At 59.4% G+C, this 15,200-nt stretch carries 12 protein-coding genes; 7 read left to right on the top strand and 5 right to left on the bottom strand.

Features of this window, described 5'->3' with window-relative positions; translation table 11 throughout:
• Positions 1 to 42: 42 nt before the first annotated feature.
• Positions 43 to 1,638: a hypothetical protein gene (locus tag HSW_RS11485; RefSeq protein WP_052346369.1), complete on the bottom strand. Its 1,596-nt coding sequence runs from the start codon at positions 1,636 to 1,638 to the stop codon at positions 43 to 45.
• Positions 1,639 to 1,794: 156 nt separating this feature from the next.
• On the opposite strand from HSW_RS11485, the gene HSW_RS11490 reads away from it, so the two are divergent.
• The gene (locus tag HSW_RS11490) at positions 1,795 to 3,393 is read left to right on the top strand and encodes a hypothetical protein (RefSeq protein ID WP_044002043.1); all 1,599 of its coding nucleotides are present in this window, start codon (positions 1,795 to 1,797) and stop codon (positions 3,391 to 3,393) included.
• Positions 3,394 to 3,405: 12 nt separating this feature from the next.
• Here HSW_RS11490 and HSW_RS11495 read toward each other — a convergent pair whose 3' ends face one another.
• A complete protein-coding gene (locus HSW_RS11495; protein WP_044002044.1) occupies positions 3,406 to 3,825 on the bottom strand; it encodes a hypothetical protein in 420 nt (139 codons plus the stop codon).
• 137 nt (positions 3,826 to 3,962) lie between these two features.
• On the opposite strand from HSW_RS11495, the gene HSW_RS11500 reads away from it, so the two are divergent.
• On the top strand, positions 3,963 to 4,406 hold the full coding sequence (locus HSW_RS11500) for a hypothetical protein (RefSeq protein ID WP_155832940.1): 444 nt from the start codon (positions 3,963 to 3,965) through the stop codon (positions 4,404 to 4,406).
• A gap of 88 nt (positions 4,407 to 4,494) precedes the next feature.
• Here HSW_RS11500 and HSW_RS11505 read toward each other — a convergent pair whose 3' ends face one another.
• The 3 genes from HSW_RS11505 to HSW_RS11515 form a co-directional block, all read right to left on the bottom strand.
• Positions 4,495 to 5,991: an exonuclease domain-containing protein gene (locus tag HSW_RS11505; RefSeq protein ID WP_044002046.1), complete on the bottom strand. Its 1,497-nt coding sequence runs from the start codon at positions 5,989 to 5,991 to the stop codon at positions 4,495 to 4,497.
• Between the two features lie 304 nt (positions 5,992 to 6,295).
• The gene (locus tag HSW_RS11510; RefSeq protein ID WP_052346370.1) at positions 6,296 to 6,766 is read right to left on the bottom strand and encodes a PA2169 family four-helix-bundle protein; all 471 of its coding nucleotides are present in this window, start codon (positions 6,764 to 6,766) and stop codon (positions 6,296 to 6,298) included.
• A 199-nt stretch (positions 6,767 to 6,965) separates the two neighbouring features.
• Complete coding sequence (locus HSW_RS11515; RefSeq protein WP_044002047.1) at positions 6,966 to 8,093, bottom strand: AI-2E family transporter; 1,128 nt, start codon at positions 8,091 to 8,093, stop codon at positions 6,966 to 6,968.
• A 251-nt stretch (positions 8,094 to 8,344) separates the two neighbouring features.
• On the opposite strand from HSW_RS11515, the gene HSW_RS11520 reads away from it, so the two are divergent.
• The 5 genes from HSW_RS11520 to HSW_RS22795 all read left to right on the top strand — a co-directional run bounded on the left by HSW_RS11520 (position 8,345) and on the right by HSW_RS22795 (position 15,129).
• Positions 8,345 to 10,276 carry a DNA topoisomerase IV subunit B gene (locus HSW_RS11520; RefSeq protein WP_044002048.1) on the top strand — a complete coding sequence of 644 codons (1,932 nt, stop codon included), beginning with the start codon at positions 8,345 to 8,347 and terminating at the stop codon, positions 10,274 to 10,276.
• Between the two features lie 237 nt (positions 10,277 to 10,513).
• The gene (locus HSW_RS11525; protein ID WP_044002049.1) at positions 10,514 to 12,502 is read left to right on the top strand and encodes a tetratricopeptide repeat-containing sensor histidine kinase; all 1,989 of its coding nucleotides are present in this window, start codon (positions 10,514 to 10,516) and stop codon (positions 12,500 to 12,502) included.
• Between the two features lie 95 nt (positions 12,503 to 12,597).
• On the top strand, positions 12,598 to 13,245 hold the full coding sequence (locus tag HSW_RS11530) for a response regulator (RefSeq protein WP_044002050.1): 648 nt from the start codon (positions 12,598 to 12,600) through the stop codon (positions 13,243 to 13,245).
• A gap of 192 nt (positions 13,246 to 13,437) precedes the next feature.
• Positions 13,438 to 13,857, top strand: a complete 420-nt coding sequence (locus HSW_RS11535; RefSeq protein WP_044002051.1) for a response regulator — start codon at positions 13,438 to 13,440, stop codon at positions 13,855 to 13,857.
• Between the two features lie 228 nt (positions 13,858 to 14,085).
• The gene (locus HSW_RS22795; RefSeq protein ID WP_052346371.1) at positions 14,086 to 15,129 is read left to right on the top strand and encodes a DUF4357 domain-containing protein; all 1,044 of its coding nucleotides are present in this window, start codon (positions 14,086 to 14,088) and stop codon (positions 15,127 to 15,129) included.
• The last annotated feature ends 71 nt before the right edge of the window (positions 15,130 to 15,200 follow it).

Raw genomic sequence — 15,200 nt, forward strand, 5'->3', positions numbered from 1 at the left:
AACCCGGTTTTTAATTGCTGATGCTCGGTTTTCTTGTGCCCTCTACCGTCCCGAGCCGTCCCGATCAAAGGCGTGGGAGAGGACGCTGTGAGCGGTGCGGTCTTTGGTTTCGGGGCCGGGTTCCAGCACGTTGTTGCGGCTGGTATCAAAGAAGCGGGTGCGTTTGCGCAGGCCCGCCACCCGCGACGAATCCTGCAGCAGATCTTCACCGGGGCCACCATACACTTCCACAAACGGGGAGCGGCGCACCTCTCCGGAAACCACAAATTCATCCTTCCCCTGCAACCCATGCAGCCGAACGGTATGGGTGTAAGCCGGGTTGAAGCTACGCTGGTAGAGCAACGACGCGGCCGGATCCTTTTTGCGCAGCGGCAGCGCGTACACCGATACCACCGTGGCTGTGTCGTTGAGGCGTTGTACCACAAACCGTTCAGCTTCATCGGTGCCGGCTACCAATACCTCCCGGGCTTTGAGCCGATAGAATTCCTCCGTCGCCTTGGGCAGCGTGGTCCGCCGGGCTTTCAGTGTGGCTATCATGCGCGGGCCTTCCAACTGATACACTTCCCGGGGCAGGCCCTGGCGTACGGCCTGCTCAATTACCGCGTCAGTGAGCTGCAACTGCAGCTCATGCGCGGTACGCAGGTACGTGGCGCGGGGCACGGCGGCCAGGGCGCGCTCATCCATGAAAGCGGCGTTGCGGGTGTAGCCCTCAATGCTTTCGTAGTGGAGCCTGAAGGTGCGGAATTTGGCCACCAGCTTGCTCACCAGCCAGGAAAGCACGCCGTCATCGAAGCGAAAGAAAACCTGGTCCCGATCCTGGGGCACAGGTTTCCAGAGGACGCGGCCGGTGGGTTGGGTGTAAGCTGCCCAGCTCCATTGGCCCTCGTGCCGGTCCCAGTCGCCCAGCCACAGGTCGAGCAGGCGAGCCCGGATATAAGCGTCGCCATCCAGCACATGTTTTGCCGACGCATAACGCTCCGCCAGCACGTCATCCGATTCTTCTAAGTCCTGGGCACCGGCTACGGGGCCGGTAATGTTCTGCTTACCTTCAAACTTCTCCTCCAGCAGCACCACTTTGCCCCGGAACCGCTCGGAGGCTTCTTCGAGGCCGTTTTCATCGGGCCGCACGTAAAAAGCCCGGGGTGTAGTATGTGGCACGCCGGCAGCTTCGGCCAATGCGGGAACTACCAGCGCGCCGTAGGGCATTCCGGCCGATGTGGCATCACGCACCGTAGTCAGGATAAAGCCCTGGCGAAGTGCCTTGGGAAGCGTGCGGTACGGGTCCTTGTCGATGCTGCGCAGGGCGTAGCTCCGGCCATCGGCTCCTACCACCGTCATGCTGATGGTTTGAAAACCACCCCCGATTTTACCAAATTTCAGTCCGCCCGGCACGGCTGTCTGGAGGTCGAGCACAGGCAGCGTAATGGGCTCGGCCCAAGCGCGGCGGTAGTGGGGGCCCAAAAAGAACCGTCCCGAGGGCCCGCGCCGGTAGTGGCGGCCGGCGGTTACGCGGGCACTATCGGCGCGGGCAGGCAGGGCAGAAGTGAAGTCAACCCGGGCATCAGGCTGAAAATACGTGTCGCGGCTGCACGAGGCGGCCGTCAGAAGCAGAAAAGCGAAAGGGTAGCGTGGGTTCATACGGGGCGGGAAAGCGCGGCGTCGGGTCCTTGAACGCAACTTCGGCAGAAAAGTCAATGCGGTTGCGTACAACCGTGAAGGTCAGCTTTGCGCTATAAGGGCAGCCGTTCCGATCGGAGCGGGTTTGCTTCCTGCCGAAACGCCTGCTCATTCGTGTTGTTTTCCTCCTCTGCATCCTGGCTGGCCGCGGGCTTATGCAGTGCTCTGGTTCTGAGTTCCTGCTCGGCCCCGGCCCAAACGGCACCGGCTGCCACCCAGCCTGCCATTCGCCCCGATTCGACGGTGCTGGTAGCGGCCGGGCCGCAGTACGACCGGGGCGCTGTGCACCGCTTCTTCTGGGGGACGCACTACCGGACCCTGTGGGGGCTGCCCGTAACGGTACCGGTTTTCAACCTGCGTACGGCCGTGCCGGGCGGGCTTACGCCCGTTCGGGAGGGAGGCTCATTCCAGACTAAAAACCTGCGGCTAATTGACCGTAATGGGGTCCAATACGTGTTGCGCTCTGTAGATAAGGATGCCACCAAGGCGCTGCCCGAGGGCCTGCAGGATGGTCCCATCGGGCGGCTGATGAAGGACCAGACCAGCGTGATTCACCCGTATGGAGCCTACATTGTGGCGCCACTGGCGCAGGCGGCGGGCCTGTACCATACAAATCCCCGGCTCGTGTACATTGCCGATGACCCGGGCCTGGGAGAATTTCGGGAGGGTTTCGGGCAGGCGCTGTACCTGTTTGAAGAACGCCCTGAAGGCGACCAGCGTACCGTGCGCAGCTTCGGCAACTCGGCGGCTGTAGAAAGCTCCCGCAAAGTATTCACCAACCTGGTAGCCAGCTCCGCCTTTCAAGTAGATGCCCGGCAATACCTGCGCAACCGGCTGTTTGATATGTGGCTGGGCGACTGGAGTCGGCGTGAGGACCAGTGGCGCTGGGCCAGCTTTCCGGCGGCCGGCGGCGGCACGGTGTACCGGGCTATTCCGCGCGACCGGGACCACGCCTTCTTCAAGTTTGATGATGGCTTACTCACGCACATGATTGGCTGGGTGAAATCCAACTACCAGAGCTTTCATGAGAAAATCCGGCTGGCCGATGTGGAAGGTCTGAACCGGGCTGCCCGCCCGATGGACAAGTCGCTGCTGGCCTATCTGAGCCGGGAGGATTTCCGGCAGATTGCCGACTCCCTGCGCACTTCCCTGGCCGACCCCGTTATTGCCCGGGCCCTGGCCGTGTGGCCCCCGGAAGTTCGACAAATGAGCACTGCTGATTTTACCCGCAAGCTACGCGCCCGCCGGGAGCAGTTGCCCGCTGTGGCCGAAAAGTTCTACCAGTTGTTGAACCAGGACGTAGAACTCCCCGGCACCGATGAACCTGAGCGGTTTGTGCTGGAAGCCACCGGTCCCAATGAGGTACAGGTGCAGGTGTTCCATCTTTCGCCTCAGGGAGCCACACTACTGCATCAGCGCACGTTCTCCGCCAGTGAAACCCGATCCATTAAACTGTTTGGCCTGGGCGGTAATGATGCGTTTGAGCTGCGCGGGGAGCCGACTTCCCGCCTGGAAATAGGGGTGTACGATGGGGCAGGTCAGGACCTTGTAGAAGCTACTCCCGCCCCCGCTAAAAGCCTCCGCAGCCGCCTGACGGTATATGACAGCGGCGACGGTAATACCCTGCGGCTGGGCAAGGTAAAACAGGAGAGATACCAGCCCCGGGCCGAGGAGTTCGATGCCGCTGGCTGGCTGTTACGCCACCGGCTGTTCTAACGGACAGGTCAATTAACAGTTGGCTTGCAGCCACTGGGTTGCTGCCCCTTCATCACCGAACAGTTGCACTTTAAAGGGCTGCCCGGCTTGCGGGGCTTCCTGGGCCAGTACGGCCAACGGCGTGGCCGGGGTCTCTGCGGGCTGCCAGGTGGCAGCTACCAGGCACGCCAGGTGCACGATGCGGTTGTTGAGCTGGCTGCTGAGCGTAGGCAGGTAGTCATTGGCCAGCCACTGCACCATAGCCGTATCCGACTGTGTGCGCCGCCGCGAGTCGATCAGCCAGCAGGTTGCGCTATGCTGTACGGCGGCCTGAAGGGTAGCGGAATAGCCTTGCTGCAACTCAGCCTGGGTCACGTCGCGCAGCCAGCGCACAATCAGCAGGTGTAAATCGGGGCGGAAGGAAATCGTGAGGAAGGAGGAACTAGAGGTCATATATAACGGGCCGGGAACGACCGGTCTAAAGGTACTACTTACCGGGCCGAAAAATGGCGCAGACAGGGGAGGGTCCTGCCGAAAATGAGCCCTGCGGCTGCGGCTAGCTAGCTGCACCTGGTAGCTGTACCGTATATTTGATTTCGAATCAAGCCCTCATGCGCACCTTCGCCGCTCCCGATTTCCTCTCCCTGGCTCACCGTTCCGACCTCGATTTCCTGGTAGCCCGTTGGTTACGACCGGTGTCCGGGGAGGAAACCAGATGGGGTTACCAGTTGATTCTGGAGGCTGCGCAGCAGTGCCGCTGTCCTTACTGGCTCCTGGATGGCCGCCGCCGCCAGCCCGCTGATGCCGATACTACCCGCTGGGGACTGGAGGAGTTTTTTCCGCAACTGGCCGGCAAAATGGGTAGGCCCATATGCATGAGCCAGCTACTGTCGCCTGACTACCAACAACTAACCGAGGAACTGCCCGCGTTCCAAGCGGCCGACCACGACCCTAATCGAACCTACCAGATGCGCCGCTTCAATGATGAGACCCGGGCCGTGCAGTGGCTGCAGCAGGCTCAGGCCGGGAAGTGAGGTGTCAGAACCTAGATAGTAGAAGTAAGCCTTTCGTTCCGCTGACGAGCTTCTCCTGCCTCACTTCTACGTTCTAAATTCTCCTATCTCACTTGAACACCTTCACTTTATCCTTGTGCGGGGTGCGCAGGTACTGGCGGATAATCTGCTGCACGTCCTTGTTGTCGTTGTAGCGCGTAATACCGTCCTGGAAATCGGCGAAGCGGCGGGCCGTGAAAGTTTCATCGATGTAGCCGAAGCCGAGGTAGCGGCCGTTTTCCACTACCACTAGGCTCTTCTCGTCTTCGCGGCGGCCCTGCCCAATCACCACGAACGAGCCGTGCTCGTAGGTAAACGACTCGATGGCCGCCTCCACGCGCTGGTTGTACTCCTCGGCCGGCTCCAGGCCCAGGCAGGCACCTTTGCAACGGTGCACCTGGTAATCAAAGCAGGCCCCCTGGGTTTTGTACAGGTCGCAGAGTTTCTGGCAGAGGTTGAACTTGGCCACTTTGTGAAAAAGGAAGCCCTTGGCCTTGTATTGATTGCCCAAGGCAATCAACGGGTGCGACTCGGCGTGGTCGTCGGCGCGGCCGTAGTAGAGGTGCTTGTAGCCATTTTCGTCGGTGCGCAGGAAGATACCGGCCGGAAACACCGAGCGGCGCTGCGCGCGGTTGTACAACGGCTTGAGGCGCTTGATTTCGTGCGACTCATACAGCAGTGCCACCAGTTCCGAGCCCGTCAACTCCCAAGTGATATCCGAAATCGAGTTCTTAAACTCAATGCTCTTGCGCGACTTGTAATCAACGGCGAAGTGCTGCTGAATCCGCTTGTAGATATTAATGCTCTTGCCCACGTAAATCACCTCCCCGGCCTCGTTGTGGAAGTAATATACCCCTGCTTCGTGAGGCAGGGAGGCCACCTTCTCGGGGGTGATGTTGGGCGGGAGCAGCGCCGTTTTAATAGCATCCTGCACCGCCTTGATCTTGCGGGCCGACGGCTGCTTGGTGGCCGCAGCAGCCGTTTCGGGCTTGCGGCCGGCCGGGGCGTTGGCATCCACAGCGGCCAGCGCATCGGCCGGTGTCAGGCCCGCTGCCTCCGGGTTTTCCTGCTGCTGACTGATGGCCAGCAGCCGCCCGAACAGGATAGCCGTAGCCGCTGCGTCACCGGCGGCGCGGTGGCGGCCATTGAGCGGAATCCCGATGTTCTGGCACAGCTTACCCAGGCTGTAGCTCGGCTGGCCCGGCATCAGAGAGCGGCTCAGGCGCACCGTACACAGCGTTTTGCGGGAGTAATTATAGCCTAGGTCGGCAAACTCTTTTTTTAGGAAGGAGTAGTCGAAGCGTACGTTGTGGGCCACAAACACGCAACCCTCGGTCATTTCTACCACTTTGCGCGCTACTTCATGGAACCTGGGTGCCTCCCGCACCATATCATCGGTGATGCCCGTGAGCTGGGTAATGAAGAAGGGAATGTTCCGGCCGGGGTTGAGCAGGGTGCTGAATTCATCCACCACTTTCTCGCCATCATGAATGTAAATGGCAATTTCGGTGATACGGTCCTGCGCGGGCTGGCCCCCGGTGGTTTCAAGGTCGATGATGGCGTACAAAAGCGGCGGGGCTAATAAGACTGGATTCCGGCTAAGCTGATTCGTAACAAAGATACCGGGTCGGAAGGTTGCAACGGTGCCGGAGTCCGGTTCGGCAGTCAACTTGGATAGGTCTAGCGCCAACAACACGTGATTCCGAGCTTACCGAGGACACGCATGCTGATGTCTGATTGCGCTGGCAACGTCAGCACGCGAGATTCCTCGGCAAGCTCGGAATGACGTGCTATGCCCCTCTGCTTTAAATGCGCAAAAAAGGCCCACCAGAAGGGTGAGCCTTTTTTGATTCTAAGAAAGTAACTGCCGCCTATCGAGTGCCTTTCTGCTGAGTAATCCAATTTTTGGCCGACAAAATTTCGCCGTGCTGCTTCTGAATCACGTTACGTGCTTCTACGGGTAGCTCCTGTGACTGCAGTGCCGTTTCGTACGATTTCAGCGCCGTCGCGTCGCCGGTTTCGCACTCACCCAGAATGGCTGAGTCGTCCTGGCCCGTAATAGCCGATTTAATGTTGATCCAACCCCGATGTACAGCGGCGGCGGCGTCGGCTACCACGCCTTCCACAGTTGTTTCATTTGCGGGGTTAATGCCGTACTGGCGGGCGTGCTGGTTAAGTTCAGAAGCAAATTGGGCGCGCTGCTGGCTCAATTCACTGAGCTTCGATTTCAGGTCGGGGCTGGTTACGCCTTCGGCAGCTTCTTGATAGCCTTTAGCTGCAGTTTCGTTGATTTCTACGAGGTCGTTGTAAGCGCGGGCAGTTTCTCCGGTGATAGTAGCCATGATGGAAAGAAATAAGGGTGCAAGGTTCAGTTGTAAGACGCCGCCGGAAGCGGTAGTCTGTGCTGTATACCGCAAGCTGGTAAGATGAGGTTGCGTATAAAATTTCGGGTCTATACCTTGATAAACAGATATTTAATACGGAGAACGGCCTCCCGTAGCTAGCTGCGGGAGGCCGTTAAATACCTTCTGGAATAAGGAGTTAGGCCGCTTTGCCGGTCAGGCGCTGCCAGAATTTCTGAATGCCGCCCGGCTCTTTGTTTTCCGGCTTTACCGAGTCTTCGCCCTCGGCCGTATCGCCCAGTAGGAAGCCCCAGGGTTCCGTCGTCTTGTTGGCATCCAGCACTACCTTGGCCACGGCCATCAGCGGGATACTCAGAATCATGCCCGGCGTACCCCACAACTCCCCGCCCAGGATGAGGGCCAGAATGGCGGCCAGCGGGTTGATGCTCACCTGCGAGCCGGTAATCATGGGCGTAATGAAGTTGCCCTCCAGAAACTGTACCACCACAAATACACCAATCACCAGCGCCGCTTGTACCGGAGAGCCGGTTTCGACCAAGGTAATGATAGCCGGTACTGTAGCCCCGATCATAATGCCGATATAGGGAATAACGGCCAGCACGGAGGCAAAAATGGCGAAGAAGATGGCAAACTTCACGCCCAGTGCCAGCAGCCCGATGCCGTTCAGAATGGATACAATGACAATCACCTTAAACAGGCCTGAAATGTAGGCTTGTACTACCGTCTGGATGTTATCCACCGTGTGCAGCACGCTAGTGCGCTTGTCGGGAGCCACGAAGCGGAACATAAACTGCCGCAGATGGTCACGATAGTACAGAAAACAGAAAACGTAAATCAGTACCTGCGCTAGGTTACTCAGTACGGCCGTGGTGGTGTTGAGCGTAGTGCCTAGGTAAGTACCGCCCGATTTCTTGAGGGCCTTAATGGAGCTTTCCTTCAGGTCGTTGATGCTCATGGGCTGGTAGCCGAACTTGGCGTGTGCCCATTCCTGCGCGTTGGTGAAGAACTCCATCATCTTCACCTGCAGCTTGGGAATTTCGTTTTTGAACTGGGCCAGCTGAGAGCCAAAACCCAGAATAACGCCCGTAAAAACAGCTAATACAAGCAGTAGGCACACTATAATGGCCAGCACCCGGGGCACCCCACGCAGCTCCAGCCACCGGCAGATGGGCAGTAGCAACAGCGTAAACACTGCCGAAAAAAGCAGCGGCAGCAGAATATCATCAAGGACTTTGAGCGAGTACACCAGCAGCACGGCCCCCAGTAGGAAGAAGGCAAACTGAATAATGGGTGTTTGCTTGACCATCGGACTGGGTTTGTGACCGGACGGCGGTAAATGATGTTGAGGGGAAGGGGGGAGCATTTTGCTAATATGATTGGAGTTGTGTGTCAGATGAAAACGTGTTTTGTGGGAAGGGGAGGAGAATTTATGCGGTTGGGAAGTCGTTGAGGTTAGGCCGGTATAGTATATTTTGCTAACTTTACTAGCGGAATAACGACGCGGAAACGGACAATTTTCTGCGTTATTTTACCCCAAATTCGATTTCTGGTTTCCCGATGGCTGAACAGCAAGTACCCTCCGCCCAACACGCGTATACCGAAGACAGCATCCGCTCCTTGGACTGGCGCGAGCATATCCGGCTGCGGCCGGGCATGTATATCGGCAAGCTCGGCGACGGTTCCAGCTACGACGACGGCATCTATGTGCTGGTGAAGGAAGTTATCGACAACTCCATCGATGAGTACGTGATGGGCCACGGCCGCACCATCGACATCAAAATCTCAGACCAGCGGGTGCAGGTGCGCGACTACGGACGCGGCATTCCGCTGGGCAAAGTGGTGGAAGTGGTCAGCAAAATCAACACGGGCGGCAAATACGATAGCAAAGTATTTCAGAAGTCTGTGGGCTTAAACGGCGTCGGCACCAAAGCGGTTAATGCGCTCAGCAATTACTTTCTCGTGCAGAGTGTGCGCGAGGGCCAGTTGAAGGCTGCCGAGTTTTCGCAGGGCATTCTGACCAGCGACGCCGCGCCGGTAAAAACCAGCCAGCGCAACGGTACGCTCATGACGTTCCAGCCCGATGAGTCGATTTTTCGCAACTACCGCTTCATCCCGGAGTACCTGGAAAACCAGATCTGGAACTACTGCTACCTCAACGCGGGCCTCACTATCAACTTCAACGGGCAGAAGTACTTTTCCGAGAACGGCCTCAAAGACCTGCTGGAGCGCAAAGCCGACCGCGAGAGCCTGCGCTACGACATCATTCATCTCAAGGCCGAGGATATTGAGCTGGCCCTCACTCACGGCAACGACTACGGCGAGGAGTATTACAGCTTTGTAAACGGCCAGTACACCACCCAGGGCGGTACCCACCTGGCCGCCTTTCGGGAAGCCGTGGTGAAAACCGTGCAGGAGTTTTTCGCCAAAACCAACAAGAACAAGAAGTACGAAGCCTCCGATATCCGGGCCTCCATCATTGCTGCCATTTCGGTGCGGGTGCAGGAACCGGTGTTCGAAAGCCAGACGAAAACCAAGCTGGGCAGCATCAACATGGGGCCCGACGGCCCCACGGTGCGCGGGTTCATGCTCGATTTCGTGAAGGAGCACCTGGATAACTATCTGCACGAAAACCCGTTGGTAGCCGATGCCCTCCGTAAGCGCATCGACCAGAGCGAGCGGGAGCGGACCGATATGGCCGGGGTGAAAAAGCTGGCCAACCAGCGCGCCAAAAAAGCCAATCTGCACAACCGCAAGCTCCGCGACTGTCGGTTCCATTTGGGCGAAAACGCCAAGGAGGCCGAAAAGGAGCTGCTCACCACGCTGTTCATCACCGAGGGCGACTCGGCGTCGGGCTCTATTACCAAGAGCCGCAACGTGGAAACGGAGGCCGTATTCAGTCTGCGCGGCAAGCCCCTGAACTGCTTCGGGCTTAAAAAGAAAATCGTGTACGAGAACGAGGAGCTGAACCTGCTCCAGCACGCGCTCAACATTGAGGAGGGCATTGAGGGCCTGCGCTACAACCGCGTGGTGGTGGCCACCGACGCCGACGTGGACGGCATGCACATCCGGCTGCTGCTACTCACGTTCTTCCTGCAGTTCTTCCCCGATTTAGTGCGCAATGGCCACGTCTTCATCCTGGAAACGCCGCTGTTCCGGGTGCGCAACAAGAAAACGACTATCTACTGCTACAACGAGCAGGAAAAGCAGGCCGCCATGCGCCAGCTCGGCCGCAACCCCGAAGTCACGCGCTTCAAGGGCCTAGGCGAAATCAGCCCCGATGAGTTCGGTAAGTTCATCGGCGACAACATCAAGCTGGAACCCGTGATTCTGCAATCGGACCGCTCCATTCAGCAGGTGCTCACCTATTACATGGGCAAGAACACACCCGCCCGTCAGGAATTCATTATTGACAACCTGCGCTTGGAAAAGGATTTGGTGACCAGCGACGTGCTGCCGGTAGCCGAGGTGCCGGAGGAGGATCTGGCGTAGTTGCTGGCGTACGCAACTCAAGGCAACTGCCTCACCCAGTACAGACCCGCAGGTGGGGCAGTTGGCGTTACCAGAGTGTCAGGAAGGAGCATAAGCTCGCCAATTGGTAAGTCAGGAATAGAGATACTTGCCTTCAGCCACCGATAGGGGCCGGGAAGGCTGTGTGAAGTCGAAAACAGGGCGCGGGAATAGTGTATCTTGTCCCACCTTTTTCCTGAGCACCATATTTTTCCTTCCATGAACCGGTTCCTGCTTTGCCGCGCACTACTACTTGTGCTGGGGCTGGGGCTGGCGGCGGCAGCTCCGGTTCAGAAAAACGGTAACAGCCCCACCGTGGTGCTGGCGGACTCCCCGGAGCGCATAACCGCTATTGCCGTGCAGCGCACCAGCCAACGACGCATTGACAGCTTGCAGGCGCTGATTGACGCCCGCCCGGTGCTCGATACCATCAAAATAATGCAGGTAACTCGTCTCGCCTGGGAAATCCAGCAACGGGATGTGCGGGCCGGCCTGCCGGTGCTACGAAAGGCCTTGCAGATGTCGCATCAACTGCGGTGCCGGGATTATGAAGCGGAGGCGCTACTGGACCTGGCCGACTGCCATATTCTGCTGGGGGAGTACGTTGCGGCCAGGCACTGGCTGAACCAGGCAGATGCGGAGTTCCGGCGTATTCATAATATCGGGGGGCGCATCCGGTGTCTGGGGCGCATGGCCAGAATTGCCTCGCAGCAGGGCCAGTATGCCCGGGCCCTGTCGTATTGCTTCCGGGTGCCTGCCTCGTATGATGCGGGGGATACGCGCCGCTTCTATACCAGCCTGCAGATTCAGATTGGCAGCACGTACCGGCAGCTTGGGGAACTGCCCACGGCGGAGCGGTACCTGCGTCATGCCCTGAAAGTGGCCCTGCGCTATGACTACCCCGACCGACTCAACCTGATTTATGGTGAGCTGGGGGAAGTCTGCCGCCGACAGAAGCGCTGGGCGCAGGCCAGCCGTTATTACGCCCAAAGCATGACCATTAGCGAAAAGCTGCATCTGGCCCCGGAAATTCTGGGGATGGAAATCAATCTGGCGGAAATGGATGAGCAACTGGGCCGGAACTCGGGAGCCATGCAGCGCGCGTATTCGGTGCTCTGGCAGGCAAAAAAAGTGCTGCCGCTGGCAGTACCCCGGGTGCTGGTGCTATTGGCCCGGGGCAACCTGAGCTGGGGCCGTGCCGATAGCGCCGTGCTGTACGCCCGGAAAAGTATGCAGGCCAGTCGGCTCATCCATTCGCAGTCGGGCATTCAGAATGCTAACGAAGTGCTAGCACAGGCTTACGCCGGACTGGGGCAGTTTGCCCGCGCTTACCAAGCCCAGCAGCAGTTTATGGTTGCGCGGGATAGTCTGACCGGTGCAGAAGTAAGTAGGCGCACGGCCGCCCTGCAGTACCGTCACCAGCTCCGTGAGCAGCAGGGCAGAATACAGCTGCTTACCCAACAAACGCGCCTGCAGCAGCAACAGCAGCAGCTGGTAAGGTTGCGGCAGCAGAGGCAGGTGGCGTTGCTGGTAGGAGTGGGGGGGCTGGTGGCTTTGTTGACCGGAGTAGTATTCTGGCTGTACCGCCGCCGGCAGGCCGCCCGCGAAGCTGCCCTGCGCACCAGTCTGGCCGCTGACCTGCACGATGACGTGGGCTCCCTGCTCACCCAGATTTCCCTGCAGAGCACCATGTTGCGCGAAGGCCTATATCCGCCCGAACAGCAGCGTGGCCACCTCGACCACATGGCCGAAACCAGCCGCATGGCCGCCCGCCAGATGAGCGACGTAGTATGGGGAATTGATGCCCGCAACGACTCCTTTCTCAGTGTGCTGGACCGCATGCGTGACCACGCCCACCAAGTGCTGCCCCCGGCCGGGCTGGAACTGGATTTCTTCGCCGACCCCGCATTACTGACTGCGTCTGTGCCGCTCAATACCCGTCAGGCGGTGTATCTGATTTATAAAGAGGCCCTGCACAATGCCGTGAAGCACGCGCGGGCTTCCCTGGTAACGGTGCACCTGCGCCTGCGCGGGCGCCAGCTGGAGCTGCAAGTGACTGATGATGGCTGTGGCGGCCCGGTACCTGCCCGGCCGGCCGGGCAGGGCTTGCGCAATATGCAGGCTCGGGCCGCCGCTGCGGCCGGCACCGTTACCTACGACACGGCCGGCCCGGGTTTCCGGCTGGTAGCCCGGTTGCCGCTGGGCTAAAGCCAATGGACCCGGCTGCTCGGCCCTGCTCCCGAACGGTTGCTATGGGGCTGCCAGGGGGAGAAATTTCACATATTCATGCTATACTGCCAGCAATGTCTACCGGCGACCTTTGTCAGGTGATAACTCTCGGCATCATTGAAGACCAGCCAACCATCAGGGAAGCCCTGACCGGCTACTTGTGCGCGCAGCCGGAATTCAGCTGTGTGCTGAGCACCGGCTCGGTGGAGGAGTTTCTGACGGCGCTGCCCACACTGCCGGCCGCGCCCACGCTGGTGCTGTCGGATATTGGGCTGCCGGGCATGTCGGGGATTGAAGGGCTGGCCCACCTGCGCCGCCTGCTGCCGGCGGTGGAAGTAGTAATGCTAAGCGTGTACACCGATGCCGAGCGGGTATTTGAGGCGTTGCGCGCCGGTGCGGTGGGCTACCTGGAGAAAGATACTCCGCTGCCTTTGCTCAAGGAGCATCTGCTGCAGGTGGCCGCTGGGGGCTCGCCTATGTCGCCCAGCATTGCCCGCCACGTCATCCGCCATTTTCAGCCCGCCCCCCGGCCGTCCCTGGAGCCCCTCACGGCCCGCGAGCAGGACATTGTGCGCGGCATTGAGGACGGCCTGAGTTACCAGCGCATCGCCGACCGGCTGTTTTTGAGCATCGATACCGTGCGCAGCCACATCCGGCAGGTGTACCGCAAGCTGCAGGTCAACTCCAAGGCCGAGCTACTGGCCCGCAACTACCGCCGCTAACGGCCCCATGTGCTCATCTGGCGGGGCGGGTACCGCCTGATTTGCTATTGCTTGAAGCAGTCTTTGTTCGACAGTGGGTTGTATTTTAACTTATTGAGAGGTCATGTTGGGGCGTTGCGTGTAAAAATCCGGTAGCCATTTTCGCATGTTCATGTGATACCGCCGCGTGGCTCTGGCTGCTACCTTGCCCGGATGAAAAGCATAGTAGCTATCATCGAAGCAGAACCCGCGTTACGAGAGGTTTGGCAGGCTTACCTCGGGGCACAGCCGGAGTTTGAAAGTGTGGTGGTGGCCGAGTCGGTGGAAGAGTTGGTAGCCACGCTGCTGGCCGGCGCCCGCAAGCCACACCTGATTCTGCTAGATGCCCGCCTGCCCAGGACGGCTGCCTTAGCCGATGTAGCCCTCCTCCGGGAATTTGCTTCCCTGGCCGCCGTGGTGCTTATGGTGGAGGAGTTGGCCGGTTTGTCGGGCCGGGGCCGGGTGGGCGGAGCCAATGGATATTTGCTGAGAAATACCCCGCTGCCGACCATCAAGGAAGGCTTGCTGGAAATGCTGCTTAACGCGTCGGCTCTGCCAGTCGTTGTGCCCGTGCCGTCAGTGTATTCCTTCTGAAACGGTATCGGCCCTCGCGGAAATATGTCGGCAGGCGGCTACCGGGGCGGTGGTGGCATGGCTTTTTGCTACTTTGGGCGCCCATCACCGCGCCCCATGCTCGCCATTCTTACGGACATCCGTCAGCGCCTGAAAACCGGCGACTATGAAAACGAAGAACACGTTCGCCTATCGCTGGTAGCGCGCATTGTGCAGGCCCTGGGCTGAAATATCTGGAACCCGGACGAAGTGTACGCCGAGTTTAAAGCCACCCCGAACGAAGACGTGAAGCGGGTAGATCTGGCTCTGTTTGCCGACAACCTATCGGAAGACGCCATATTTATCGAGTGCAAGGCCACCGGGAATCTGGCCAAAGGCCTGCCCGAAGACCTGGCCAAAGTGGAGCGGCAGCTGCGCGACTACAACAAGGACAACACCGCCCAGCTTGCCATTATTACCAACGGCCGCATCTGGCGGTTTTACTACTTCTACACCAGCGGGAAGTTTGCCAGCAAGCACTTCAAAACCCTCAACCTCTCCGAAGACGACCTGGAAACGGTAGCCGAGTTCTTTACCTTGTTCCTGAGCAAAGCTGCCGTGGCCGACCGTAGTGCTCGGGTCGCCGCCGAAAGCTACCTCAACCTCACCCGCAAGCAGCAGAAAATGCAGGATGCCCGCCCCGAGGCCGAGCGGCGCATCACCCAGTACCCATTTCCCAGCCTGCCCGACGCGCTGATGCAGGTAGTAGCCGAGCAGCACACCGCCGTTTCGCGGCAGGAGGCGGAAGCCTTTCTGGAAGGCCACGACGGCCGCCTGCTCCGGCCCGCCGGGGTTGCCGGCAAAGCCGCCCCCGGTAACCCTGCGCCGCCTGAAGCAGCACCCGCCAAAACTACCCCTGACTCGAAGGCTCCCAAACGCCGGGTCGCTCCGCTACCAGAGGCGGCTGTTGCATTCGTGCCGGCTGTTCCTGAACCGGCTCCAAAGCAGCCAACAGGGGAGAAGTTCACGCTGAAACAGGGTACGGCTCACGCCACCGCGTATTTGCAGCCCGATGGCCGGTTGCTGGTGGCGGCCGGCTCCCTGGCCGCCGCCCAGGCGGCGGGCAGCATTCCGCCCAAACAGAAAGTCCTGCGCCCAACCGGCGACTACCTGGAGTTCACGGAAAACCACGTTTTTGCCTCCGCCAATACTGCCGCCGTAATCATTGTGGCCCGCGCCGTAAATGCCCAGCTGGCCTGGAAACACGCCACCGGCCGGCAGCTACGGGATTTTCTGGCACATAGTAATTCGTAGCGGGCGTTGGGGCATTTCGGCAACGGCTGCAGGAAGTTTGGCTAACCAAATTAGTTTTAATTCGACATATC

The sequence above is a fragment of the Hymenobacter swuensis DY53 genome, assembly GCF_000576555.1.
Lineage (GTDB): Bacteria > Bacteroidota > Bacteroidia > Cytophagales > Hymenobacteraceae > Hymenobacter > Hymenobacter swuensis.